This is a genomic window from Lactobacillus hominis DSM 23910 = CRBIP 24.179 (genome assembly GCF_000296835.1).
In the GTDB taxonomy this organism is placed as follows: Bacteria; Bacillota; Bacilli; order Lactobacillales; family Lactobacillaceae; genus Lactobacillus; species Lactobacillus hominis.
The window spans coordinates 13,068-36,871 of record NZ_CAKE01000035.1 but is presented as its reverse complement, the minus strand read 5'-3'; the positions used below and the strand labels follow the sequence as shown (position 1 = coordinate 36,871).

Annotated in this window: 24 protein-coding genes, 2 tRNA genes, 1 other RNA gene and 1 pseudogene; 22 read left to right on the top strand and 6 right to left on the bottom strand. The window is 34.7% G+C overall.

Annotated features, from left to right (window positions below; all coding sequences use genetic code 11):
* Positions 1-13 precede the first annotated feature (13 nt).
* The 10 genes from BN55_RS09230 (at position 14) to ssrA (ending at position 7,155) form a co-directional block, all read left to right on the top strand.
* A complete protein-coding gene (locus BN55_RS09230; protein WP_008471875.1) occupies positions 14-745 on the top strand; it encodes a YebC/PmpR family DNA-binding transcriptional regulator in 732 nt (243 codons plus the stop codon).
* A 118-nt stretch (positions 746-863) separates the two neighbouring features.
* Positions 864-1,844: a competence type IV pilus ATPase ComGA gene (gene comGA / locus BN55_RS09225; protein ID WP_008471873.1), complete on the top strand. Its 981-nt coding sequence runs from the start codon at positions 864-866 to the stop codon at positions 1,842-1,844.
* Positions 1,810-2,811, top strand: a complete 1,002-nt coding sequence (locus BN55_RS09220; protein ID WP_040469586.1) for a type II secretion system F family protein — start codon at positions 1,810-1,812, stop codon at positions 2,809-2,811. The genes comGA and BN55_RS09220 overlap by 35 nt, the downstream gene beginning before the upstream one ends.
* A gap of 9 nt (positions 2,812-2,820) precedes the next feature.
* The gene (locus tag BN55_RS09215) at positions 2,821-3,144 is read left to right on the top strand and encodes a prepilin-type N-terminal cleavage/methylation domain-containing protein (RefSeq protein ID WP_040469584.1); all 324 of its coding nucleotides are present in this window, start codon (positions 2,821-2,823) and stop codon (positions 3,142-3,144) included.
* A complete protein-coding gene (locus BN55_RS09210; protein ID WP_008471869.1) occupies positions 3,134-3,553 on the top strand; it encodes a type II secretion system protein in 420 nt (139 codons plus the stop codon). The genes BN55_RS09215 and BN55_RS09210 overlap by 11 nt, the downstream gene beginning before the upstream one ends.
* Positions 3,540-3,749, top strand: coding sequence for a hypothetical protein (locus BN55_RS09205; RefSeq protein ID WP_008471868.1), 210 nt, complete (start codon positions 3,540-3,542; stop codon positions 3,747-3,749). The genes BN55_RS09210 and BN55_RS09205 overlap by 14 nt, the downstream gene beginning before the upstream one ends.
* The gene (locus BN55_RS09200) at positions 3,730-4,347 is read left to right on the top strand and encodes a ComGF family competence protein (RefSeq protein WP_008471867.1); all 618 of its coding nucleotides are present in this window, start codon (positions 3,730-3,732) and stop codon (positions 4,345-4,347) included. The genes BN55_RS09205 and BN55_RS09200 overlap by 20 nt, the downstream gene beginning before the upstream one ends.
* A gap of 177 nt (positions 4,348-4,524) precedes the next feature.
* Positions 4,525-5,529: a class I SAM-dependent methyltransferase gene (locus BN55_RS09195; RefSeq protein ID WP_008471866.1), complete on the top strand. Its 1,005-nt coding sequence runs from the start codon at positions 4,525-4,527 to the stop codon at positions 5,527-5,529.
* Positions 5,530-5,547: 18 nt separating this feature from the next.
* A complete protein-coding gene (locus BN55_RS09190; protein WP_008471865.1) occupies positions 5,548-6,732 on the top strand; it encodes an acetate/propionate family kinase in 1,185 nt (394 codons plus the stop codon).
* A gap of 59 nt (positions 6,733-6,791) precedes the next feature.
* Positions 6,792-7,155: a transfer-messenger RNA gene (gene ssrA, locus BN55_RS09890) on the top strand.
* Between the two features lie 148 nt (positions 7,156-7,303).
* Here the strand turns inward: ssrA and BN55_RS09185 are convergent.
* Together BN55_RS09185 and BN55_RS09180 are read right to left on the bottom strand one after the other, a co-directional pair.
* Positions 7,304-7,546 carry a hypothetical protein gene (locus BN55_RS09185; RefSeq protein ID WP_008471864.1) on the bottom strand — a complete coding sequence of 81 codons (243 nt, stop codon included), beginning with the start codon at positions 7,544-7,546 and terminating at the stop codon, positions 7,304-7,306.
* Between the two features lie 53 nt (positions 7,547-7,599).
* Complete coding sequence (locus BN55_RS09180; protein ID WP_008471862.1) at positions 7,600-7,803, bottom strand: hypothetical protein; 204 nt, start codon at positions 7,801-7,803, stop codon at positions 7,600-7,602.
* Between the two features lie 167 nt (positions 7,804-7,970).
* Here BN55_RS09180 and alsS point away from each other — a divergent pair, with 167 nt between their 5' ends.
* The 7 genes and pseudogenes from alsS to BN55_RS09145 all read left to right on the top strand — a co-directional run bounded on the left by alsS (position 7,971) and on the right by BN55_RS09145 (position 15,133).
* Positions 7,971-9,650: an acetolactate synthase AlsS gene (gene alsS / locus BN55_RS09175; RefSeq protein WP_008471860.1), complete on the top strand. Its 1,680-nt coding sequence runs from the start codon at positions 7,971-7,973 to the stop codon at positions 9,648-9,650.
* A gap of 8 nt (positions 9,651-9,658) precedes the next feature.
* Positions 9,659-10,375 (top strand): acetolactate decarboxylase, encoded by a 717-nt coding sequence (gene budA, locus BN55_RS09170; protein ID WP_008471859.1) that lies wholly within the window; start codon positions 9,659-9,661, stop codon positions 10,373-10,375.
* A gap of 114 nt (positions 10,376-10,489) precedes the next feature.
* A pseudogene (locus BN55_RS09165) lies at positions 10,490-11,246 on the top strand (DUF3737 family protein); the annotation flags it as partial.
* Positions 11,247-11,580: 334 nt separating this feature from the next.
* Positions 11,581-12,549, top strand: coding sequence for a mannose-6-phosphate isomerase, class I (gene manA / locus BN55_RS09160; protein WP_008471853.1), 969 nt, complete (start codon positions 11,581-11,583; stop codon positions 12,547-12,549).
* A 26-nt stretch (positions 12,550-12,575) separates the two neighbouring features.
* Positions 12,576-12,971, top strand: a complete 396-nt coding sequence (locus BN55_RS09155; RefSeq protein ID WP_008471852.1) for an SdpI family protein — start codon at positions 12,576-12,578, stop codon at positions 12,969-12,971.
* Positions 12,968-13,672: a response regulator transcription factor gene (locus BN55_RS09150; RefSeq protein WP_008471851.1), complete on the top strand. Its 705-nt coding sequence runs from the start codon at positions 12,968-12,970 to the stop codon at positions 13,670-13,672. Before BN55_RS09155 ends, BN55_RS09150 begins: the two co-directional genes overlap by 4 nt.
* A 6-nt stretch (positions 13,673-13,678) precedes the next feature.
* Positions 13,679-15,133, top strand: coding sequence for a sensor histidine kinase (locus BN55_RS09145; RefSeq protein WP_040469581.1), 1,455 nt, complete (start codon positions 13,679-13,681; stop codon positions 15,131-15,133).
* 56 nt (positions 15,134-15,189) lie between these two features.
* Here the strand turns inward: BN55_RS09145 and BN55_RS09140 are convergent, their stop codons facing one another.
* Entirely contained in the window at positions 15,190-17,316 is a 2,127-nt protein-coding gene (locus BN55_RS09140; protein ID WP_375710914.1) for an LTA synthase family protein, read from the bottom strand.
* A 210-nt stretch (positions 17,317-17,526) separates the two neighbouring features.
* On the opposite strand from BN55_RS09140, the gene BN55_RS09135 reads away from it, so the two are divergent.
* The 3 genes from BN55_RS09135 (at position 17,527) to BN55_RS09125 (ending at position 21,070) form a co-directional block, all read left to right on the top strand.
* Positions 17,527-18,153, top strand: a complete 627-nt coding sequence (locus tag BN55_RS09135) for a VanZ family protein (RefSeq protein ID WP_008471846.1) — start codon at positions 17,527-17,529, stop codon at positions 18,151-18,153.
* A gap of 57 nt (positions 18,154-18,210) precedes the next feature.
* Positions 18,211-19,551 carry a glucose-6-phosphate isomerase gene (locus BN55_RS09130; RefSeq protein WP_008471844.1) on the top strand — a complete coding sequence of 447 codons (1,341 nt, stop codon included), beginning with the start codon at positions 18,211-18,213 and terminating at the stop codon, positions 19,549-19,551.
* A gap of 121 nt (positions 19,552-19,672) precedes the next feature.
* Positions 19,673-21,070, top strand: coding sequence for an MFS transporter (locus BN55_RS09125; RefSeq protein ID WP_008471842.1), 1,398 nt, complete (start codon positions 19,673-19,675; stop codon positions 21,068-21,070).
* A 54-nt stretch (positions 21,071-21,124) separates the two neighbouring features.
* Here BN55_RS09125 and BN55_RS09120 read toward each other — a convergent pair whose 3' ends face one another.
* Positions 21,125-21,967 carry a GRP family sugar transporter gene (locus BN55_RS09120; RefSeq protein ID WP_008471841.1) on the bottom strand — a complete coding sequence of 281 codons (843 nt, stop codon included), beginning with the start codon at positions 21,965-21,967 and terminating at the stop codon, positions 21,125-21,127.
* Between the two features lie 195 nt (positions 21,968-22,162).
* Here BN55_RS09120 and BN55_RS10330 point away from each other — a divergent pair, with 195 nt between their 5' ends.
* Positions 22,163-22,288 (top strand): hypothetical protein, encoded by a 126-nt coding sequence (locus tag BN55_RS10330; RefSeq protein WP_008471840.1) that lies wholly within the window; start codon positions 22,163-22,165, stop codon positions 22,286-22,288.
* Positions 22,289-22,490: 202 nt separating this feature from the next.
* Here BN55_RS10330 and BN55_RS09115 read toward each other — a convergent pair.
* Both BN55_RS09115 and BN55_RS09110 read right to left on the bottom strand, forming a co-directional pair.
* Positions 22,491-22,563, bottom strand: a tRNA-Gln gene (locus BN55_RS09115).
* 5 nt (positions 22,564-22,568) lie between these two features.
* A tRNA-Glu gene (locus BN55_RS09110) sits at positions 22,569-22,640 on the bottom strand.
* Between the two features lie 104 nt (positions 22,641-22,744).
* Here BN55_RS09110 and BN55_RS09105 point away from each other — a divergent pair.
* Entirely contained in the window at positions 22,745-23,764 is a 1,020-nt protein-coding gene (locus BN55_RS09105) for a serine hydrolase domain-containing protein (RefSeq protein ID WP_008471839.1), read from the top strand.
* Positions 23,765-23,804: the final 40 nt, after the last annotated feature.

The window sequence follows — 23,804 nt, the reverse complement described above, 5'->3', positions numbered from 1 at the left end:
AAGAAGGATTCTTATGTCAGGACATTCAAAATGGCACAATATTCAAGGCCGCAAGAATGCACAAGACGCTAAAAGAGGTAAAGTATTCCAAAAGTTATCTCGTGAAATATATATGGCTGCAAAGAGTGGTGGTCCTGACCCTTCAGGGAATCCAAGCTTACGTTTAGTTATGGATAAAGCACGCGCAGCTAACATGCCAAAGACTAACATTGAACGTGCTATTAAAAAAGCTGAAGGTAACTCAGAAGAACATTACGATGAAATTACTTATGAAGGCTACGCACCAGGTGGTGTTGCAGTTTTAGTTGAAGCTTTGACTGATAACAAAAACCGTACTGCTTCAGATGTTCGTGTAGCATTCACTCGTAATGGCGGTTCACTAGGAGCAACAGGCTCTGTTGCTTACATGTTTGACCGGCGTGGCTACATTGCAATTGACCGTTCAACTACCGATGCTGACGAAGATCAAGTTTTACTTGATGTAATGGATGCTGGCGGCGATGATTTGGAAACTAGCGATGAAGCATTTGAAATTTATACTGATCCTAAACAATTCACCGCAGTACGCGATGCATTGGAAAAGGCTGGCTACAAGATTGCTGATGCTGAATTAACTATGATTCCTCAAAACACAACTCCAGTTCCTGCTGATAAGAAAGAACAATTTGAACATTTAATTGATGCTCTTGAAGACAATGACGATGTTTCAAATGTTTACACTGCAGCTGCTGATGACGACGAATAATCATAAATCTTAGATAATCCTTAGGACATGTTCCTAAGGATTATTTTTTTTGAAATAAAAAATATATTTTTGCTGTTTTCGTGTAATTAATATTGAAGACTATTTTTAAGGAGTTTATATGGAAATTAAAACTTTAGCTAAAAATGTTATTGATTATGCAATAAGCAATTGGGCCAGCGATATTTTTATTTTTCCTAGGGCAGATAAATATCAGATCAATTTGCGAACGCAAAAAGGTTTAATTGAGTGGCAAGAAATTGAAAACCAAAAGGCGCAAGAATTAATTTCATATTTTAAGTATATTGGACAGATGGATATTGCCGAACATCGCAGACCGCAGGTGGGATCTGTAGATCAGATGGCGCAAAAGTCGCAGGTCTTTTTAAGATTTTCAACTACTGGAGATTTTTTAAATCGTGAAGCGCTTGTTATGCGAATTATTTATGAGAATAAGGAAAACAACTATTTTTATTCTTCACAATTTGAGCAACTTAAAAATCTGTGTTACTTACGCGGACTAATCATCACTAGTGGTCCTACTGGTTCTGGTAAGACTTCAACGATGTATGAATTAGCACGTCAAGTAGGGGTAAATAAGGTCGTAATGACAATTGAAGACCCAGTAGAAATTTATGAACCAAGATTTTTGCAAACCCAGATTAATGCAGTTGCTGGTATTAAGTATTTGGATCTTATGAAAGCCGCACTGAGAAATCGTCCAGATATTTTGATTATTGGAGAAATTCGCGATCCCGAAACAGCTAAAGTTGCAGTTAATGCTGCTTTGAGTGGGCACTTAGTGCTGGCTACAGTTCATGCTAAGAGTTCTCTTCAAACAATAAGCCGTCTGCAAGGTTTAGGAATTAATAAAAGTGAATTAGCCAATAGTTTGACTGCCGTGTCATATCAGAGACTAATTTTTAACCAAAAATTACAAGCTCCAGCCTGCTTATTTGATTTAGCTTATGGAAGCAAATTAACCCAGGCTCTAAATCAAGATGAACGCGCAGATTTTGTTGATTGGCAAGATAGTCTTCAATCTTTAAGAAAGGAGGACAAGATTAGTGAAACTGATTTCTACTTATTTCAACAAGGATAAATTAAATTCTGGTCAGCAACTGATATTTCTAGATTATTTATATCAGTGCCTAAAAAATGGTTTTTCTTTAAATACCAGTTTGAAATTGATGCCTGTTATTTGGTCGGATGGAAAAAATTGCATTCAAAACTTAGATAAAAAGATCGAAAATGGTGCTAATTTGGGTGATATTTTGCTTGAACTAGGTTTTTCTAAAAATATTGCGGTGCAGCTTAATATGGCGCTTTTACAAGGTGGATTAATTGAATGTCTAAAGCAGCTTACGCAACTAATCAGGCTTAAGAATAAGCAACTTAAAAAATTAAGAGCAGAATTAGCTTATCCGATTTTATTAATTATTATGATGATCTTTTTATTGATCGCGATGCAGACTTTTTTGAAAACTGAAACGCAGGCTAGCGACTGGTCGAGTGATTTGGTTTTTACTTTGTTAGTTGTAGTGATTGCTAGTTTGGTTTTCTATAGTATTCGCATTGTTTATTTGTTAAGAAAGCAAGATTATAATTCGCTTGCCAAACTAAGCAAGTATCCAATTATTGGCCAGACTATTTTGCTTTATGTGCAGTATTTGTTGGTCTATGATGTGTCTATTTTGCTGTCTAACGGCTTTTCGCTTCAGCAAATGTGTAAACTAACATCTAAGCAAGAAGAAGGCTCTCTGCAAGAAGTAATAGGTACTAAGATAAGCCAAGAGCTGCAAAAGGGTAAGTCAATTGATGACTTGATTAACAATGAAATTTTTCTGCCCAATAGCTTAGTGCTGCTCACGACAACAGGATCTGATAGAAAAGAAATCGGTAAGCGCAGTTTAGTGTTAGGCAAAACTTTATATTATGAACTGAATTTGAAATTGAATAAATTAGTTGTAAATGTCCAACCTGTTTGTTTTTTATTTATTGGAGCATGTATTTTAGGGATGTATCTCAAGATTTTAATGCCAATGTATTCGATGATGCAGACAATTTAAGGAGAAAAAATGAAAAAACTAAATATGTTAAAAAAGAAAGCTAAAGGCTTTACTTTGATGGAAATGGTTATTGTAATTGCAATTATTGCAATTTTGATTTTGTTAGTATTGCCTAACTTGACTAAGCAAAAAGATAAGGCCGGCGATAGAACTAGCGATGCTTTTAGAACAACTTTGCAAACGCAGGTAGATTTGCAAGATGACCCTAAGAGTATTACTTCATTTGATAAATTAGAATCAGACTCACTTTCTAAACAACAATTAGAAAAAGCAAATAAGGAATATAAAATTGTAGATGGTCAAGTTACCAAAATTAAGAAAGATGAAAAGTAAGGCTTTCACTTTAGTTGAAACATGCATTACCTTATTTATTTTCTGTTTAATTTTCACTATACCAACTATTAATTTCAAAGATTATCAAAACGCTATTAAGGTCCACAATACTCGACGACAAGTTAAATCGATTATTGAAAATTATTCGCGCTATGCAATTTTGAAGAATCGGACGTACATTATTCAAAACCGTCCATTAGAACATCAAATTAGAGTATCTTATGGAAATGAAGGAAAGGTTTTTAATTTAGATAAAGATGTCGATGTCAGAATACCTAATGGAAATAGGATTAAGGTTTCTGATAAGGGACACTTTGCACCAACTTGGATCTCTTTTGTTTGTCACAACAAAAAAGAGGTAGTTAATGTGCAAATGATGTGGGGAAGGATGATTGATGCGAAAGATTAAAGGATTTTTGCTCTGGGAGAGTATGATTGGCCTATTTATCGTTTGCTTAGGGATCACATTGTTATCTTTAACCGTTGGACAGGGTAAAGAAGTTGAACGCAAGATGGAAAAGAAAGTCGACGAAAAAATGGCGTATTATATTATGCGCAAAACTGGAGAAAGCGAAGTTTTAATTCATGATCAAGTTTATAAATAAAAAAATTCGTGCTTTCAGTGTTGCAGAAGCAGTATTGGCCGTCTTTGTCACTATCTTATGCATCAACTTACTGGTGAATTTGCTTGGTAATGTCAAAAGCGCTGATAAGCGCCATGATCCGATAAATAATGTGGCAATGTCATATGTGCAATTGGAACGATTTTTAAAAGATGATGGTCCATTTGAAGTTGATCTTAAAAATTCAGCTTCAAAACAGGTGATGCTAAAACATCGTACTGGTGAAAAAGATGGCGAACCTGTTTATGGCGATAGCTATTATTTAGAGCATTATAAAAATATGATTCGCATGCGAAAATCTGGAGCTGGTTCTGGAGGACACATGCCGTTAGTTTTAAATATTAGTAAAGCGAGTTTTAGTCATGGAGAAGATTATTTCAGAATTCATTTAACTGAAACTGATAAAAGGAAAAGTACGCTAACTTTTAAGACTGAAAAGCCGTTGCCGAAAAAGAAAAAAGATGACAATAAAGATAAAAATAAGAAAAAAGATAAGACTTCTAAAGAAAATAAAAATCATGAAAAGCATAAAAATGAAGATGAGATCAAAACTGAAAAAAATGAAAAAACTAAAAGCTAGTGCGTTTTTAAGCGCAATGCTAATCTTAATTTTTTGCATTTTATTTGTAACTTATTATCAGCAAGCCTTTTTAATGAACATAAAAAATAATCAGCTGCTGATACAATATTTTTCTTAAAAGCTTTTCTTGCGAGCCGGCAGACATATCTATAAAATATATATGAAGAGGTTATTCATATGAAAAATATAGAAGAATTGTATGCCAAGTATCAATCAGCTGTTGAGGTTTTGCAAAAAGCATTAAATGTTTCTTTTGCATCAGCTTTAACAGAAACTTTTGATAATCTTGAAAATGAAAAAATAAAAGTAGAACAAGGCGTTCCTGATAAAGATACTGTTGCTCAATTAACAGATATTTATCGTAAATTGGACTATGATCATGCTTCAAAAAAAGAAAAAGTAGAAATTTTTACTTTGCTAACTTTAAAGGCAATAAATGATGATGGTCGTAATTACACTCAAATGCCAACTCCTACGATTATTGCGACAGTAATTGCTTTAATGTGGCAAAAATTAGTGTCATCTGATGCACAAGTTGTCATCGATCCAGCTATTGGAACTGGAAATCTGCTTTATTCAGTTATCAGACAATTAGTTCAAGAAAATCATTCAAAAAACAATTATGAATTATACGGAATTGATAATGATGAGAGTCTTTTGGACTTAGCTGATGTCGGTGCTCATTTAGATGGTTTAAAGATTAACTTGTATCGTCAAGATGCACTAGATCCATGGATGGTTGGGCCTGCGGATGTGATTGTCAGCGATTTGCCTGTAGGCTATTATCCTTTGGATAATAACGCGCAAAAATTCGAAAATAGGGCAAAAGAAGGACATTCATTTGCACATGTTTTGTTTATAGAACAGATTGTTAACAACCTAAAGAAAAATGGATTTGCATTTTTAGTTGTTCCTAGGTTATTATTTACGAGTGAGAGTGTTAGCGGTTTCATGCAATGGCTAACAAAAAAGGTAAACTTACGTGCAATCGTTGATTTACCTTCTGAAATGTTTGCCAGTCAAATGCAACAGAAATCGATTTTAGTGTTCCAAAACCATGGAGATAAATCAGCCCCTGGGGATGTTTTAGTAGCTAAGTTAGATTCTTTGAAAGATCCAAAGTCTTTAGTTGAATTTAACATTAAGCTAAATGATTGGTTTGAAAACATGCAACATAAATAATTATTTAGGAGGATCTATATGAAAAAAGTTTTAGCAATTAATTCTGGTAGTTCATCTTTTAAGTATAAGTTGTTTTCTTTACCTGATGAAAAGGTAATCGCTGAAGGGATGGCCGATAGAGTAGGATTACCTGATTCTACTTTTGATATGAAACTTGCTGATGGCAAGAAATATGAAGAAAAAGAAAATATTCCAGATCAAGAAGCTGCTGTTCAAAAACTATTAGATTGGTTACAAAAATATAACGTTGTTACCGATCTTTCAGAAATTGCTGGCGTTGGACACCGTATTGTGGCCGGTGGGGAATATTTCAAAGATTCAGCAATTATTGATGAAGATAAACTTGAAAAAGTTTTTGCTTTGAAAGAATATGCGCCTTTGCACAATCCTGCAGAAGGAGAAGGAATCAGGGCATTTATGAAGTTGCTTCCTGGTGTTCCAGAAGTTGGCGTATTTGACACTTCATTCCACGAAACTTTGGATGCTGTTCATTATCTTTACCCAATTCCTTATGAATATTATGAAAAATATCGTGCACGTAAGTATGGTGCTCATGGAACTTCCGTACGTTATGTATCTGCTCAAGCGGCTGAAATGATGAAAAAGCCTTTAGATGAACTTAAGTTAATTGTTTGTCACTTAGGCTCTGGTGCATCAATTACCGCAGTTAAAGATGGCAAGTCATATGATACTTCAATGGGCTTTACTCCATTGGCTGGAATTATGATGGCTACTCGGTCAGGCGATGTAGATCCCTCTCTTCTTCAGTATGTAATGAAGAAAGAAAACTTGAGTATGGATGAAATGATCGAAATCCTTAATAAAAAGTCAGGTTTATTGGGAGTTTCAGGTATTTCACCAGATATGCGCGATTTAAAGCATAATCCAGATAAGCGTGCACAATTAGCTCGTGAAATGTTTATTAACCGCATTGTTCGTTTCATTGGTGCATACACTGCAGAAATGGGCGGAGTAGATGGTATTGTATTTACAGCTGGTATTGGTGAACACGATAAGCGTGTACGTAAAGCTGTTATGAGAGACTTAGAATTTTTAGGTATTGATCCAGACTTTGATGCTAACGAAACTAATGGTCAAAAGTTCATTACTAAGCCTGATTCGAAGATTAAAGTTATGATTATTCCAACTGACGAAGAACTTATGATTGAAAGAGACGTAGTTCGTTTGGCACATTTGGATTAATTATGTTATAGTTGAGGACATAACTATTTTGGTTGTATAATAGTTATGTCTTCTTTTTTGGGGATGTTTTGGGATTCGACAGGCGTAGATTCGCATTGACTGCAATTCGTAGGTCACGTCTACGTAAAAACGTCACAGTTAAATATAACTGCAAATAACGAAAATTCTTACGCAGTAGCTGCTTAGTCAGCCTGTGTGATCTGATGACGGTTTGCTCATGGCTGTTATCGGGTTTTACCTTTAATGAGCTACGTTTAACTACCTCATCTGAATAGTTAAAAAGAAGAATCTCAGGTATGTCTTAATATGTTTGCCCTGTTATATGGCGCAATGTTTTGACGAGATTAAATAATATAACTATGATTGTAGAGGTTAATGACGAAATGCGTTTGGACAGGGGTTCAATTCCCCTCATCTCCACTATATGAGTAAAAAATGTTGATATATCAGTATTTCTGTATTGAAAAAACACCTTTTGGCTAATAAAAGGTGTTTTTATTTTATAGATAAATCTAAAAATGATTAAGCGTTTCAAGTTAGTGATCTTTTGAACACTTTATCAATAATTAGATTAATTTATTTCGATATTTAAATTTGTTGATAATTCAGCTAGGCTTTTACCATCAAAAAAAGAATCATTTAATAGATTTTTAGGGTCGTGATATTGCTTTTCCTTATCCCCGTACCACATTGTTAAGGTAGGAACCCCATTATTTACTTCATATGTAGTAATGCCTGATGGTTTACCATTCACTATAAATGAGAAATTTAATGTATAGTCTGTTAATTTTCGTTTTAATTCGTTTATTTTCATAAGATTTTATCATTTGTACTGTAGCTCTAGTATAAATTGAATATTTTAGCCATTTAGTATTTAATTTGGATCTTTTCCCAACGACCACCTTTAGAACTTCCATCCATAGGAGCTGGATGCTCTTTAGAATACAAATAATCTTCTCCACTGTCATCAATTACACGGTAATAAGGGCCTTCTTCGCTTAAAATTTCATATTCTTTTCCATTAGTTAAACCTTCTACATAAAAGCTTGGACCAACATATCTTAATTTCATTATTTTTGCCTTTTTCCCTAATTGTTAATAAATAAACTATTTACAATATTATACCTGAATTATAAAGTTGAATCCTTTTTTCTTCCCAGTCATCAAACTTTATGGTTGAGAAAATCTCAAAAACTTTCTATTCTAGAATAGTACAGTAGAAAAATGGAGAGTTTATTATGAAGAAAAAAATGTATGGTTCAGACATAATTATTGATAGTCTGAAAAAACACAAAATTGATTTAGTATTTGGAATTCCAGGTGCTAAGATTGACAGACTTTTCGAAGGTTTAGACGGAAAAGATAGCCAAGATGCACCTAAGTTAATTATTACTCGCCATGAACAAAATGCGACTTTCATGGCTCAAGCATATGGTCGTTTAACTGGAAAAACTGGTGTTGCAATCGCAACTTCTGGTCCAGGAGTCGGCAATTTAACTACAGGTATTATGACTGCCAATGCTGAAGGCGATCCATTACTTGCAATTGGTGGACAAGTGCAAAGAAAAGACTTATACCGTGCAACTCACCAAAGCACGCCTTCTAAGCGATTGATGGCTCCAATTACGCGTTTTAGTGCAGAAATTCAGGATCCAAATAATATTTCTGAGACAATGTCTAATGCCATTGAAGCTACGCAAGGTGCAAGAAAAGGAGCTGCTTTTATTAGTCTGCCTCAAGATATTGACGATGCAGTTGTTACCGAAAAGCCATTGCCGGTTTATTCTAAGCCTAAAATGGGGCCAGCTGATTTAGCTGATTTAACAAAATTAGCTGATTTAATTAAAGAAAGCAATTTACCAGTAATTTTGGTTGGTCAAAGAGCAGGCGATGAAAAGACAACTCAAGCTTTGCGCGATTTACTTGATAAATATGCTTTCCCAGTAGTTGAAACTTATCAAGCAGCGGGCGTAATTTCTCGTGAATTAGAAAAGCAATCTTACTTTGGCAGAGTAGGACTGTTTAGAAATCAAGTCGGCGACCGTTTACTAGCTGAAAGTGATTTGGTCATCACGTTAGGTTATGATCCAATCGAATATGAGCCTAGAAACTGGAATAAAGAAGATAAGTTAAGAATTGTTAACTTAGATACTGTTCCTGCTCAAATTGATAATAACTTTACGCCAATTATGCAGTTAGTTGGTAATTTGGCATCTAGCTTAAAGCAGTTAAGCAAACGTCTAGAAGGTTTTACTTATCCTAAAAAGTCAGCTGCTTTGCTGGGAGAATTCAAGGCTGAATTAGATAAAGATAGGACCCATCCAATGGAGCCAAAGGGCAATTTAAACCATCCTTTGGCAATTGTGCATGCAATTCAAGAAAACGTGACTGATGACATGACTGTGGCTTTAGATGTGGGCTCGCACTATATTTGGATGGCTAGACATTTTCGTTCATACCAGCCGCACCATTTATTAATTAGTAACGGGATGCAGACATTGGGAGTCGGCTTGCCTTGGGCTATTACTGCTGCTTTGCTAAAACCTGAAACTAAATCTGTAGCTGTTTGTGGTGATGGTGGCTTTATGTTTTCTGCAGCTGAATTATCAACGGCAGTGGAACATAATCTAAACATTGTCATCGTAGTTTGGAACGATGGTGGTCATTACGATATGGTACGTTTCCAAGAAGAAATGAAGTATCAAGACAATGCCGGCGTAAACTTTGGTCAAGTAGATTTAGTAAAATTTGCTGAAAGTTTTGGTGCAACTGGATTAAGAGTAGAGAAGCCTGAAAACTTAAACAAGATTATGAAAAAAGCATTTAGTATTCAAGGACCGGTTGTTGTGGATGTTCCAGTTGATTATTCACATAACCAGGATTTAGCAACTCATTTAATAGATTCACAATTAGGATAGGAACAAAGATGACAACACTTTATGAACATAGTACTTTAGCTTCGCTAATGGCGGGGAATTTTGATGGAACGATAACCTTAAAAGAGTTACTTACGCACGGATCTTACGGTTTAGGCACTTTTACTGGCTTAGATGGTGAAGTAATTATCTTAAACAATGAAGTCTATCAAGCAACTTCTAGTGGCAAGGTAAATCATATTACTGATATGAGTACTAAACTGCCCTTTGCATCAGTCCATTTTCCAGATAACTTACAAGAATTGAACTCAGAAAATGTGGACTTTAATTATGTAAATAAGAAATTAGTAGAAGAAAAGAAATTACAAAATGTCTTTGCTGCAATTCAATTAAAAGGAGCATTTTCATTTTTGCATACTAGAATTGCGCCTAAACAAGAAAAGCCGTATCCTAGCTTGTTAGAAGTAGCTCAAAAACAGCCTGAATTTAACTATGAAAATATTTCAGGAACCATTATTGGCTATTATGCTCCAGCTATTTTTGGCAGTGTGACGGCAAGCGGCTGGCATTTGCACTTTATTAGTGATGATCGTCAGATTGCAGGACACGTTTTAGATTTTAAAGCGGAAAAATTAAGTGGAAATTTGGAAATATTTGATAATTTAATGCAACATTTTCCAGTTAATGATCTTGATTTTCGCGACTCTCACGTAGATTTAGCTTCTGTTAAAGAAGGAATTGAAAAATCAGAAGGAGCTAATCATTAGTCATAGCTTCTAGCTATAGCTACATCAACTAAATAAGTATTCGACATAATGAATCATAAGACTAAACTAGAATATGCCAACATATTTAAGAATATTAAAATCTAGGAGTCTTAAATGAAAACAATTAAAGATAAATATTTCGAAGGAGAAAGAATTCTTTATGGTTTAAAAGATGCGAGTTTAGATGGCATAACTTTTGGCCATGGTGAATCTCCTTTGAGGAAGCTTCAAATATTGAAATTAAGAATTCAATTTTTAACTGGAAATATCCTCTCTGGTATGACGAAAATGTAAAAGTTGCACAGAGACAATGTCACGTAGCGGTATTTGGTACACCAAGCATATTTCAATCACTGATTCAGCGTTGCAAGCTCCAAAGCTTTTTAGAAGAAGCCAAGACATTACTTTAGACAATGTACATTTTAGGGACGCTCAAGAAACTATGTGGACTTGTAAAGACATTAAGATCACTAATACTCAAATTAATGGTGATTATTTTGGCAAAGATAGTCAAAATATCTACTTAGATAATGTGAGCGTTATCGGAAATTATGTCTTTGATGGTGGCAAAAATATTGAAGCTCATAATTGTACGTTTATTTCTAAAGATGCTTTTTGGAACTGCGATAACGTAACTATTTATGATTCGACAATTGATGGAGAGTATTTAGCTTGGAATACTAAAAACTTAACTTTAATTAATTGTAAAATCGAAAGTGATCAGGGGCTAAATTATATAGATAACCTTGTTATTAAAAACTGTGACTTTTTAAGAATCGATTTAACTTTTGAATATGTTTCAAATATGGACGTAGAAGTAAATAATATGATTGATAGTGTCAAAAATCCGATTTCTGGCAAAATCGAAGCGCCTCAAATTGGTTCGTTAATCATTGATCCTGAAAAAATCGATCCAGTAAAAACGACGATTATTTGTCCAAAGATCGAACAGAGATTAGATAGTTCTGATAATAATCAGCAAGCAAAGGACTAAAAGATGGAAGATTTCGATTTTGAAACTGTGCCGGATCGCACAAAAACAGATTCAATCAAATGGAATATCGATATGGACAGCAATTCTTGCGTATAAATCTGGCTTGTCCAATGAAGCTGATAAAAGACGGTATGAAGCGCTTGCAAAAAGGTGTTGAATTATATCGAAAAACTAACTGAAAAAGTATATACTTTACTTGAGGTGATTTTTTATGGAACCAATATTTTTAACTCCTTATTTTCGTCCTAAGATTTGGGGTGGACGTAAATTAAATACTGAACTTGGATATAAGATTCCTGATGGAAAAGTCGGCGAAGCTTGGGTTATTTCAGGTTATAAAGATGATGCATCTACTGTTACTGAAGGTCCTTATAAAGGAATGACTTTACGTGATCTTTACTTAAAGCATCCAGAACTTTTTGGTAATCCAAAGGCTAAAGAATTCCCATTGTTAGTAAAATTCTTAGATGCTAACGATAACTTGTCAGTGCAAGTGCACCCAGATGACGATTATGCACGCGTACATGAAAATGATTCTGGTAAAACTGAAAGTTGGTACGTTCTTCATGCAGAACCTGGCGCAAAATTAATCTACGGACACAATGCTAAGTCTAAAGAAGAATTAGAAGACTGGATTAAGAATGGCAAGTGGGACAAATTATTTAGATATGTTCCTGTTAAAGAAGGGGACTTTTTGTATGTACCAGCAGGTACAGTTCATGCTTTGACAAAGGGAATCATGGTAATTGAAACCCAACAATCAAGTGATGTTACTTACCGTCTTTATGACTGGGATCGTGTAGATCAAAAGACTGGTAAAAAGCGTGAACTTCACATTAAGCAATCTTTAGATACTATTCAAGTTCCACACAAAGATCCTAAGTTGAACATAACCCATGAGCAAGTTGGAGATGCTAAGATTACTACCTTAGCTCAACCTCCAGTTTCTCCTCATTTTTATTTGTGGCAAATCGATGTAAATGGTATATTTAATTGGACACTAGATGATCATCCATATCTTTTAGTTTCTGTAATTAAAGGAAATGGTAAGTTCACAGCAGATGGAAAGGACTATGATATTAAGTTAGGAACTAACTTTATCATTCCAAATGAAATGAAGAACTTTAGCTTCAGTGGAGATAACTTGAGATTGGTTATTTCTGCCCCAGGTAAAGAATAAATTTGAATAATTAGAAAGGAAGCCAAATGATTTATCTAGCTTGTGGTGCAATAATGCTTGCAATAGGAGTCATCTGGCTTTTTTCGCCTGCTAAGACTCCAAATAGAATGTATGGCTATTTATCCTATTTAGCCAGCGTTAATAAGGATAGTTTTGCTTATGCTCAGAAATGGGCCCGGAATTACTTTATTTTGTTTGGCGCTATTCAAATAATTCTGGGAATTATTATTCATCTTCTCAACTGGGATAAATTTTTCATTTTGTGGTTGTTAACTTTTTATCTGTTTATATTGGCGCCAATTATTTTAACAGAAAAAAAACTGCAAGATTTTCTAAAAAAACGTGGTGAATTGCCACATGATTATGTTGAACCAGATAAGATTAAGCATCAAAAAGTAAAGGGATTTAGAGATAAAAAATGAATATTTTAATGGTTGAAGATGATAATTCTGTAGCAGAAATGATGAAGATGTTTTTTGCTAAAGAAGATTGGAATGTTGAAATTGCTGAAGACGGAGTACAGGCAATTGAAAAATTTAAACAAGATAGTAAAAAGTACGATATTATTACTTTGGATTTAAACCTGCCTAAAAAAGACGGGATGCAAGTTGCTAAAGAAATTAGAGAAATTTCTAAACAAATTCCGATTATCATGTTGACGGCACGTGATTCAGAATCTGACCAGATTCTAGGCTTAGGAATTGGAGCGGATGAATATGTGACTAAGCCATTTAGTCCATTAGCTTTGATTGCCAGAATTAAAGCTTTATATCGTCGTAGCCATTTGGATAGTCCTAAAGCTGCTACGAGCAAAAACTATGATGTTGTCACTAACCATTTGAAGATTTCGAAAGATCGTCGCGAAGTTTTATTTGATGACCATCCAGTTGAGGGCTTAACTCCAAAAGAATTTGATTTACTTTTAACAATGGCTAAGAATCCTAAGCAAGTCTTTTCACGAGATAAACTTTTGGAATTAGTATGGGGTTATGAGTATTTTGGCGAAGAGCGTACTGTTGATGCCCATATTAAAAAATTACGTCAAAAGTTAGAAAAAGCAGGTCCTCAAGTTATCCAAACTGTTTGGGGCGTTGGCTATAAGTTTGATGATTCTGAGGTGTAATAGCTTTTGAAACTTTTTTATCAGCAGATGTTAGGATTTTTGCTCATTATTTTTACTAGTGTGGCAATTATCGGCTATGCATCAATTAATTTTGCAACTAATCAAGCCTATGAACAAAGCTATAGCCGTTTGGAAGGTTATGCCCATTCATTAGAGCAGCTTGCTTTATCAAAGAAAAATCCTGATGGTAAAATAGATCCAAAATTTTTAGATAATTTACAAGTTGTCATGCAAGGCGAAGACACTACCTTGCGTATTTTTTCTAAAGATAATCAAATGATTTATCCGCATTCACCAATGAAGTGGAGTTTGCCTGAAAGCTATTTTAAGAAGATGAAAAAAGGCGAAACTATCCAGATTCGCAATGATCACCAATCTAGTCAGTTGACTTTTTCAAGCAAAGAACCATATACTAGTGTTTTAGTGCCTTGGTTCAATACAGGAAAATTAATTGGGATTATCTGGATTGGCTCGCGTGCCCAAAATGTTGAATCAGTTATTGTTCGTGAAAAGCATAATATCCTGAATGCTTTATTAATTACGGTAATTGTTGCATTTATTCTGAGTTTTATTTTGTCTTATTTTATTTCAAAACGAATTGCGCGTTTATCAAAGGCTACAAAAAAAGTTGCTGCGGGCAATTTTAATGTTGAGATTCCGCACGGCGATACCGATGAAATTGACGACTTAGCCCGTGATTTTAATCAAATGGTTGTCGCTTTAAAGAAATCATCTGAAGAAATTAAGGCTCAAGAGCAAAGACGAGATCAGTTTATGGCTGATGCAGCCCATGAAATGAGAACACCGCTAACGACAATTAATGGCATTTTGGAGGGTTTACAATACGATGCAATTCCTGAAGAAGCTAAGCCAAAGTCGATTGCTTTGATGCAAAGCGAAACTAAACGTTTGATTCGTTTGGTTAATGAAAACCTGGACTTTGAAAAGATCCGTAGCAATCAAATTATGCTAGTCAAAACTAAGTTTAACGCAGCTAAAGTTTTAGAGAACTTGACTACACAAATGAAGCAAAAGGCTAAAGATAAGGGCGATACTTTGAAAATTGATTGTCCAAAAGAGCTTGAAACTTATGCTGATAAAGACCGCTTTACTCAAATTATGGTAAACCTAGTTCAAAATGCATTGCAATTTACCGAAAATGGAACAATTACAATTAGTGGCAAGCGATTAGAGCATGCTAGTCAATTTAAAGTTACCGATACAGGAATCGGTATGAATGACAAGCAAAGAAAATTCATCTTTGATCGCTTTTATAAGGCCGACCCTTCAAGAGCTAAATTAGGCTCTGGAGAATCAGGGTTAGGTCTTGCTATCGTAATGTCGCTCATAAAGCAGCATGGAGGTGAAATTACAGTAGATTCTGAATTAGGCATAGGTTCTACATTCACTGTTACTATTTATGATAAAGGTTTTGAAAAGTTTACTGATAAAGATAAATAATTAACTATAAAAACGGGAAGGATTAAAATTAAATCCTTCCCGTTTTTTATTATTGACTAATTAGCTGGTTCTTTTTGAACTTTAGTAGAGTTATCTGATTCTTTATCTTTGCTTTCTAAAATATTATCTGGCACGGTATCAATTTCATCACGGTTGCTTTCAACCGCATCAGTATTATATAAATTGGTCGTTGATGACTTGTGCTGACTGAATAGTGAGGTTGACTTATTGCCCAGTTCTTTACTAATTTGCAGCATCTTTTGATAATTCAAACTGTAATTGAACTGGCCTGGATCAACCGGAATAAAGCCGTTTGGTGTATAGAAACGTAACAAGTTACGATTATTTAGCAAATCTGAATCATGGAGCAATTGTTTAGCATAATTAGCTAACTCTTTAATTTGCTGACGCTGTTTATCGGTGAAAGTGGTCATTTTTTCACCATTATGATTGTCATAAATAGTGCCTTTGATTCCTTTATTACCAATAATGACATAATCAGGCGTAACAATAGTTCCGTTTCTAAAGACTACTACTTGTCGTCTGTGTGCAGATAGTAAGTCATTACCGAATTGGATGTAGTCTTTGGTGTTGACACCTAGCAAATGTAATAAAGTTGGTAAGACATCAATTTCACCGCCGTAAGTTGAATCAATTTTTCCTTTCAGTCCTGGCATATGAATCATGAATGGAACTTTTTGAATTTGAACATTATCGTATTCATTCCATTGCGAACTCTTAATTCCTAAAACGGGGGCTAAGGCTGAAGTTTCACTATCAGAACTCCCGACGCCGTAGTGATCGCCATAGATGACAACCATAGTGTTTTTATCAAGTCCGCTCTTTTTAAGATAATCGAAGAATTCTTTTATTGATTGATCAAGATAGTGGGCAGTTTCAAAATAATTGTTAATTGTCGTATTCGGCGTATCAGTTGTTGTAAAGTTTTTGTCTTTATCTTGTTCATCCATATTGAATGGGATGTGGTTAGTAACTGTTAAATATTTAACATAAAACGGCTGCTGCATTTGCTCAAGATATTTAATACTTTGAGAAAACAGCAATTTGTCTTTTAGACCGTAGCCAATTTTATCTTCTTTATTTTGAGAAAAGTAATTAGAATCAAAGAAATAGTTATAGCCCAAATTTTTGTAAACTTCATTACGATTCCAAAAAGTACCTGTGTTTCCATGAAAGACAGCGGAAGTATAACCTTTTTGACGCAGAATCTGTGGTGCTGCTTGGAAGGTATTTTCTGATCCTAAAGAAGAAAATAACGAGCCGTCAGAAATACCGAATGTTCCCGTTTCTAGCATATTTTCGGCATCACTAGTTCGACCTAGGCCAACTTGGTGGTAAAAATTGTCAAAAGAAATCGTATTTTTATTGTGGTAAATTGAATTTAGAAACGGCGTTACTTCTTGACCATTGACTTTTAAGCCAATTAAGAATTGCTGGAAACTTTCTAGGTGAATTACAATTACATTTTTGCCCTTGGCTTTGCCAAAATACTTCGGGTTAGGGGAAGTATAATTTTTTCGGACAAAAGCGAGAATTTTATTGATATCATCAGCGTTAGCATTCTTTTTAATCTGGTTAGACTGGGCGCTTTTCGCAATATCATAAACCGAATAAGTATCAATTCCTAGATACTTAACTACATAAGAACGGTCAAAAGTGTTACGCAGCAAATGTGGCCGTGAAGTTTCAGCTAACATCATGTTTAAAGTTAAAATAAAAACACCAAAAGAAGTAACTGCAAATGGCCGCTTTAAGCCATACTTACGCGGATCGATTTTAATTACATGGATGACTAGCAAAATAATAATTACAATGATATCGATCCAGAGTAAAATATCGCTAGGCTGAAGCAGGGCAACAGTACTTTTGCCTAAACCTTGAGATACTTTGCCAGTATTTTGGACTGTCTTAAATGTTAAAAAGTCATTGAACTGACGATAATAAATGACATTTGCAAAAAGCAAGATCGTATTTAAAATATCTAGCACCAGCATGGCAATATAAGAAATTATGGGCTTAGAGAAATAAAGTCCGATACTTAACAAAATTATGCCGCTGCCTAGTGGCGTAAACCAGATAATAAAATGTTGGTAAGGATCTGATAATCCTAATTTAAAGTTGAAGTATGAAGCAAACATGTATTTTGCCCAAAAACAGAGCATTAAAAGAGTGAAGAATCCAATTCTTGTTTGCCAAAAATTTCTTTTATTCAAAATTTTTCTCCTCGTATTATATAAAGTCCATTTTACTGGTATTTTTTGAAAACGCCAAATTTGTATAAAAGGTTTTAATTTTTTTAATATTTTGCTTTGAAAAGGCATCTTGATGCTAACTAATATATAATGGTATTAAACTCAAAAAGGTCGGATTTCATGCTTTTTTTACAACCGTTTTATGATATTTTAAGTCATAATCTTGCAGGTAAAATAAATCACTTTGCCCTGATTAAACTGATTTTTTATAGTCTAGATAAAACCATTTTTTATTTTATAATTTTTGCCATTTTGCGCCTATGCTGGCTTTTATTTGTTAGACACCGCCGGCATCTTTTGTCTGAGGTATGCGTCTGGGTCTTTGCCTTTTATGTGATTTTGCTTTTGATGCTGACGACATTTCGCGATACGTATTTCCCATGGCAGCTTTCGTTTAACTTTAATAGGCCGCTCAGCGATGTAAATTTGATCTTTATGAAAGAAACGCTTAAGTTAACACAAGGAGCAAGTTTGCTGGACTTTTTCTATAATTCATTAGGAAATATCTTGTGGTTTATTCCATTTGGTTTGCTGTTTCCGGTAATAATTATGAAAAAAAGCTGCTTTAAAATTACTCTGCTGGTAAGTTTAATTTTTTCAATTATTATCGAAAGCCTGCAATTTGTCTTGGCAACTGGGGTTAGCGATATCGACGATGTCTTTTTCAATGTCTGCGGTGCAATAGCAGGCTATGGAATCTATCTTTTAATTTTAAAAACAAAGAATGTAAATGGACTAGTTTTCTAAGCGATTTCTGTTAAAATAAAAATGTATCAAATGTAATAAAAAAAGGAAGTAAAATAAATGGATAAAGTTGTACATCTTGACGCAAGTAAATTAAAGCCATTTGTTCATGAAAATGAACTTAAGGAATTACAACCAATGGTGACTGCTGCTGATAAAGAATTACGCGACGGCACTGGTGCTGGTAGTGATTTTCGTGGCTGGATTGATTTGCCAGTAGATTATGATAAAGAAGAATTTGCTCGCATTAAAAAAGCTGCTAGGAAGATCCAAGGCGATTCTGAAGTATTAATTGGAATTGGTATTGGTGGATCATATCTTGGTGCTCAAGCTGCTATTGAGTTCTTAAACGGTGCATTTTATGGCAAGCAAAAGAGCGACTACCCAACTGTAGTATTTTGTGGTAACTCTTTATCAGGTTCATACCTTTACGATTTAATTGAATGGCTTGGAGATAAAGACTTTTCTATTAACATTATTTCTAAGTCAGGTACTACTACTGAACCTTCAATTGCATTCCGTATTTTGAAAGATAAATTAATTAAGAAATATGGTAAAGAAGAAGCTGCTAAGAGAATTTACGCAACTACTGATCGTCAAAAGGGTGCTCTTAAGACTGAAGCTGATGCAGAAGGTTACGAAGAATTCGTTGTTCCAGATGATATTGGTGGACGTTTCTCAGTATTATCAGCTGTTGGTTTGCTTCCAATCGCTGTTGCCGGTGGGGACATTGATGAATTGATGAAGGGTGCTGCTGATGCACGTGCAGCTTACACTGATCCAGATGACACTGGCGACAACCCTTACAAGTATGCTGCTTTGAGAAATATTCTTTACCGCAAGGGTTACACTACTGAATTGCTTGAAAACTACGAACCAACTTTAAGAATGTTTGGCGAATGGTGGAAGCAATTAATGGGTGAATCAGAAGGTAAGGACCAAAAAGGTATTTACCCATCAAGCGCAAACTTTACTACTGACCTTCACTCACTTGGTCAATACATTCAAGAAGGTCGTCGTAATTTGATGGAAACTGTTGTTAAGGTTGACAATCCTCGTCACGATGTAACTATCCCAGAAGATAAGGAAAACCTTGACCAATTGAACTTCTTGTCAGGCAAGACTATGAACTACGTAAACGACCGCGCTTACGAAGGTGTAGTTTTGGCACATACTGATGGTGGTGTACCAGTTATGACTGTTGATATTAAGGATCAAAGTGCACATACTTTAGGTTACTTAATTTATTGGTTCGAATTAGCTGTTGGTATTTCAGGTTACTTGAATGGTATTAACCCATTCAACCAACCAGGCGTTGAAAGCTACAAGAGAAATATGTTTGGTCTTTTGAACAAGCCTGGATATGAAGATTTACACGACGATTTAACTAAACGTCTTTAATAATTGAGGCATACTCAGTATAGTTTTTATGGCTATACGCATGAATATAGTTGTAAGACTAAAGAAAGGGTAGGAGCGATTTTGCTCCTGCCTTTTTTAATGAAAAAGAAGAAAAGTGGACATGAGATCAAAAAAGAGTAATTTGAAAAATGTTTTTGCTATTTTAGCACTAGCTTTTATGTCATTTGTTGGAATTTTAACTGAAACCAGCTTGAATGTTACTTTTCCAACGATGATGAAGCAATTTAATGTTAGTTTAGATATTATTCAATGGACCACGACTGGTTATTTGTTAATGATTGCCATTATTATGCTGGCATCATCGTATTTAAACAAACGTTTTACTGCTCGTCAGCAATTTGCCTGTGCTTGTTTAGCTTTTATGATTGGGAGTCTTATTTCAGCTGCTGCGCCTGGTTTTACAATCTTATTGTTAGGAAGATTAATTTCGGCATTTGGAGCAGGGCTGTCTACGCCATTGATGTTTAATCTAATTGTAGAAATTATGCCACGTCCTAAGTGGGGCTTTTATATGGGAATTGCTGGCCTAGTAGTTGCCATGGCGCCTACACTTGGTCCGGCATTTGGTGGCGTAATCAATTATTATTTTAATTGGCGCTGGATTTTTATTATTGTTACAGTTTTTGCTTTTATTGTCTTTTTATGTGGACTAATTGTGATTAGAAAATATCACGAGATCCAAAAAGAAAAATTTCTCTGGTTAAATTTTATTATTTTGTCTTTAGCATTAATTAGCTTAACAATTGGACTTAATCAAATTAGTCATGGTTTAGGTAATTGGCTATTTTGGACTTTATTGGTTATTGCAATATTACTGTTTGAAATCTTTATTCATTTATCCAAAAAGACTGAAAACAATATTATTGATCTAAAAGTTTTTGAGCAAAAAGGTTTTATTTATGGCAGTTTGGCTTATTTTTTGTTGCAATTTGTTAATATTGGAACAAGTTTTGTCTTACCAAATTATGTGCAGATTGTGAATGGTCAGACATCTTTAGTAGGAGGGCTAATTTTGCTACCTGGAAGTATTTTAGCTGGATTGCTTAATCCTTACTTTGGTCGGTTATATGATCGTATGGGAGCAAAATTTCCGCTGTATTTAGGTGGATCTTTAGTAACTCTTAGTGGGTTATTATTTGCAGTTTTTGGGATGCATTTGAGTGTTTTAATACTAGTTTTATTTTATGGAATTTTGATGTTGGGACATCGAATGGCATTTTCAAATACCCTGGCTGAAACTTTAAAATTGCAGTCTAGCGACTTAAGAGCCGATGCAACGGCAGTTTGTCAAACAGCTCAGCAATTAGCTGGGTCAATTGGAACGACGATCTTAGCGGCAATTATGGCTATTTGGCAAAATAAGCATAATGCACCATATTCAGTTTTGACCGCACAAGGAAGTCAAGTAGCATTCATTGTGACAACGGTTTTAGGTGGCTTGATTTTGTTCAGCTACACCAGATTGTTTAGTATTGAAAAAGAAAAGAAGAATAAATAAGCTAAAAAAAGCGTTTAGGATTTTACCTAGACGCTTTTTTTGATTTTTTTATATTTAATGAATTGCAGCCCCAATAATGATTAATACTAATCCGATTAAAGTAGCAATAAATTCAAATTTAGGCTTTCTTTCACCAACAATAAAGATTCCACCCAAGGTAGAAATAATTACACAAAGTTGGCTGTAAACAAAAGCGTTGATAACCCCGTTCATTTTAGCAGAGAAAATGTAGGCTAAAGCGGCGATACCAAATGAAAAACCAGAAAAGATGTTCAAATAAGTAGCTTTTTGTTTAAAAGCGACGGTTTGACGGGTAATTAATAAATAAATGATACTTCCAATGAAAATTCCAAACATTTGCGGGAAGAATAAAGATTGAGCATCCGCAGTGATGGTTTTAGGAAAAGTTGAGTAGATCCAGTAACCAATTGAAGTAAATAGCAAGAGCAAGAAATCTTTACCAGTAATTTTAGATTCATCCCCGCGACTAATTGCAGTTAAACTTACACCAATAATGATTAGGATCAAAGAGATAATTCCGACTACATATTGGCGAAGGCCAGACCATTCGTTGAACATGATAACGCCGATTAAGGTATTTCCGATTAACTGCAAGCCAGTTGAAAGCGGCATGGTCTTACTGATTCCGACTTTACTCATTGAGATAAATTGCCCAGCTTGCCCCATTGTCCAAAACATTCCCGATAAAAGAGATAAGAGAAAGATCTTCGGACTTACAGAGGAAGGATTAATTATTGCAGTAATTATGCCGATAATTAAAGCGCCGATGGCTAAGCCGAATATTTCGTTACTTGGCTTACTGTTTTTTATTTTCCCTGCAATTAAAGGAAAAATTCCCCAACCAAGTGCGGGAATTAAAGCGATAAGTATATTCATTATTAACTCCTTTTCTAGATAAAGTGCTTTCATTATACTAAAAATGTAAGATGCAAATCTAGTTTTAGAATTTAAGAAAGTGTAAATATAGGGTTAAAATTACTTGGTAGCCGTAAATGTAATGAGTTTAGGAATGCGTTTGGCAAAGAAAAATAACCCATTATTATTCGAAAAAATATAAAGGGGATGCGAGTTATGTCTAATCTAAGCAAATATGTTGGTAAAAAAATTAATATTGTTGATATTAATAATAAAAATGGCAAGGAAGAGGAATTGGTTGTGATTCGCCAGGTGATTCAGAAGACAGTTATTGGTATTTAGATGTTGAAATTCAAGGTTTTGGTGTTTTAGAAATTTCAGAATCAGAAATAAAATCAATTGAAATCATTTAATGAAAACTAACCGTTTAAAAATCTTGTCACCGAAAAGTGCAATATTTTATTAATTTGAAATAATTTCTGAAAACAAAAAGCCTTTAATATCAATGCTTAGAAACAATTGACATTAAAGACTTTCACGAATATTGAGATATTCGGGCTCGAACCGAAACATCCAGGAACCAGAATCCTGTGCCTTACCAATTTGGCTATATCTCAGTAAATCACCCGTACGAGAATTGAACTCGTAACTCCACCTTGAGAGGGTGGCGTCTTAACCATTTGACCAACGGGCAAATTCAACATATGTAAATATAATTGATTAATTTGTTTGTGTCAAGTTCTATCATACTTTTTTACTTTGATTTCATAGGGTATCATGTAAATGGAGAGATTAATTATGATAGAGTATTTTAAAACGCAGCATCTGATAGAAGAGATGATTAGCGATCGGATTGTTCCAGGAATAAACTATGCTTTTATCAAAAACGAGCAAGTCTTTTCTTCTACAGTCGGCTTTGCCAGTTTGTTGCCAGATTTAACGCAGCTGAATCCATTTGCCTTGTATGATTTAGCCAGTTTAACCAAGGTCTTGGGTACGACCAATGTTTTTTTGAAATTAAAACAAAAAGGGCAGTTGAACTTTTCTGAACCGTTGTCAGAGTTTTTGCCTGAATTTAAAGATGATCGAATTAGACTATTTCACTTGCTCACGCATACAAGCGGCATTCGCGGCTGGATCGAAAATCGCGATCAGCTGCCTGCAAAGGAATTATTGCTTGCTATTCAACATTTGCCAGTAACTGATGAATTTGAGACAAAAATGCGTTACGCCGACACGAATTTTATTTTACTAGGCTTAGTATTAGAAAAATTATTTAACCAGTCGGTGCAAGATGTAATTATTGATCAAGTTTTAAAACCAACGCATCTAAATGAGATCACTTTTTCACCAGATCCAGATAAATGCGTACCAACTGCTTTAATGCCAGATGGTCAAGTTTTGCAAGGAGTTGTTCATGATCCTAAAGCTCGCATCTTAGGTAAAGATTGTGGCTCTGCGGGGATGTTTGCATCTCTACCAGCCCTAATTGAAATGGCTAAGGGGTATTTAGGATTAAATTCAAATATTTTAGGTTTAAATGAAGAAACAATTGCAGATTTGTTTGATGTTAAAACTCCTAAAAATGTCCATCCGCGCTCTTGGGGATGGGACTTACGGTTTGATCCAGTTGACCGGCACCCTTTAATTTATCATACGGGCTTTACTGGTACTTTTATGATCCTAGATCGACTTAATCAATCGGGGTTAATTGTGTTGACCAACCGAATTCACCCAAGTGGTCATAATCACATATTTTTAGCAATGCGCGAACATATTATTAATACTTTTCTGCAAGAAAATGTTTATAAATCATAAAAAGCATCTCAATTGATAGAAAAATCAATCAAGATGCTTT

Excerpts from the sequence above, each read along its gene's own strand:
- BN55_RS09230 (WP_008471875.1), top strand. The coding sequence starts at position 14 with ATGTCAGGACATTCAAAATGGCACAATATTCAAGGCCGCAAGAATGCA.
- comGA (WP_008471873.1), top strand. The coding sequence starts at position 864 with ATGGAAATTAAAACTTTAGCTAAAAATGTTATTGATTATGCAATAAGC.
- BN55_RS09215 (WP_040469584.1), top strand. The coding sequence starts at position 2,821 with ATGAAAAAACTAAATATGTTAAAAAAGAAAGCTAAAGGCTTTACTTTG.
- BN55_RS09210 (WP_008471869.1), top strand. The coding sequence starts at position 3,134 with ATGAAAAGTAAGGCTTTCACTTTAGTTGAAACATGCATTACCTTATTT.
- BN55_RS09205 (WP_008471868.1), top strand. The coding sequence starts at position 3,540 with ATGCGAAAGATTAAAGGATTTTTGCTCTGGGAGAGTATGATTGGCCTA.
- BN55_RS09200 (WP_008471867.1), top strand. The coding sequence starts at position 3,730 with ATGATCAAGTTTATAAATAAAAAAATTCGTGCTTTCAGTGTTGCAGAA.
- BN55_RS09195 (WP_008471866.1), top strand. The coding sequence starts at position 4,525 with ATGAAAAATATAGAAGAATTGTATGCCAAGTATCAATCAGCTGTTGAG.
- BN55_RS09190 (WP_008471865.1), top strand. The coding sequence starts at position 5,548 with ATGAAAAAAGTTTTAGCAATTAATTCTGGTAGTTCATCTTTTAAGTAT.
- BN55_RS09185 (WP_008471864.1), bottom strand. The coding sequence starts at position 7,546 with ATGAAAATAAACGAATTAAAACGAAAATTAACAGACTATACATTAAAT.
- BN55_RS09180 (WP_008471862.1), bottom strand. The coding sequence starts at position 7,803 with ATGAAATTAAGATATGTTGGTCCAAGCTTTTATGTAGAAGGTTTAACT.
- alsS (WP_008471860.1), top strand. The coding sequence starts at position 7,971 with ATGAAGAAAAAAATGTATGGTTCAGACATAATTATTGATAGTCTGAAA.
- budA (WP_008471859.1), top strand. The coding sequence starts at position 9,659 with ATGACAACACTTTATGAACATAGTACTTTAGCTTCGCTAATGGCGGGG.
- manA (WP_008471853.1), top strand. The coding sequence starts at position 11,581 with ATGGAACCAATATTTTTAACTCCTTATTTTCGTCCTAAGATTTGGGGT.
- BN55_RS09155 (WP_008471852.1), top strand. The coding sequence starts at position 12,576 with ATGATTTATCTAGCTTGTGGTGCAATAATGCTTGCAATAGGAGTCATC.
- BN55_RS09150 (WP_008471851.1), top strand. The coding sequence starts at position 12,968 with ATGAATATTTTAATGGTTGAAGATGATAATTCTGTAGCAGAAATGATG.
- BN55_RS09140 (WP_375710914.1), bottom strand. The coding sequence starts at position 17,316 with ATGCTCTGTTTTTGGGCAAAATACATGTTTGCTTCATACTTCAACTTT.
- BN55_RS09135 (WP_008471846.1), top strand. The coding sequence starts at position 17,527 with ATGCTTTTTTTACAACCGTTTTATGATATTTTAAGTCATAATCTTGCA.
- BN55_RS09130 (WP_008471844.1), top strand. The coding sequence starts at position 18,211 with ATGGATAAAGTTGTACATCTTGACGCAAGTAAATTAAAGCCATTTGTT.
- BN55_RS09125 (WP_008471842.1), top strand. The coding sequence starts at position 19,673 with ATGAGATCAAAAAAGAGTAATTTGAAAAATGTTTTTGCTATTTTAGCA.
- BN55_RS09120 (WP_008471841.1), bottom strand. The coding sequence starts at position 21,967 with ATGAATATACTTATCGCTTTAATTCCCGCACTTGGTTGGGGAATTTTT.
- BN55_RS10330 (WP_008471840.1), top strand. The coding sequence starts at position 22,163 with ATGTCTAATCTAAGCAAATATGTTGGTAAAAAAATTAATATTGTTGAT.
- BN55_RS09105 (WP_008471839.1), top strand. The coding sequence starts at position 22,745 with ATGATAGAGTATTTTAAAACGCAGCATCTGATAGAAGAGATGATTAGC.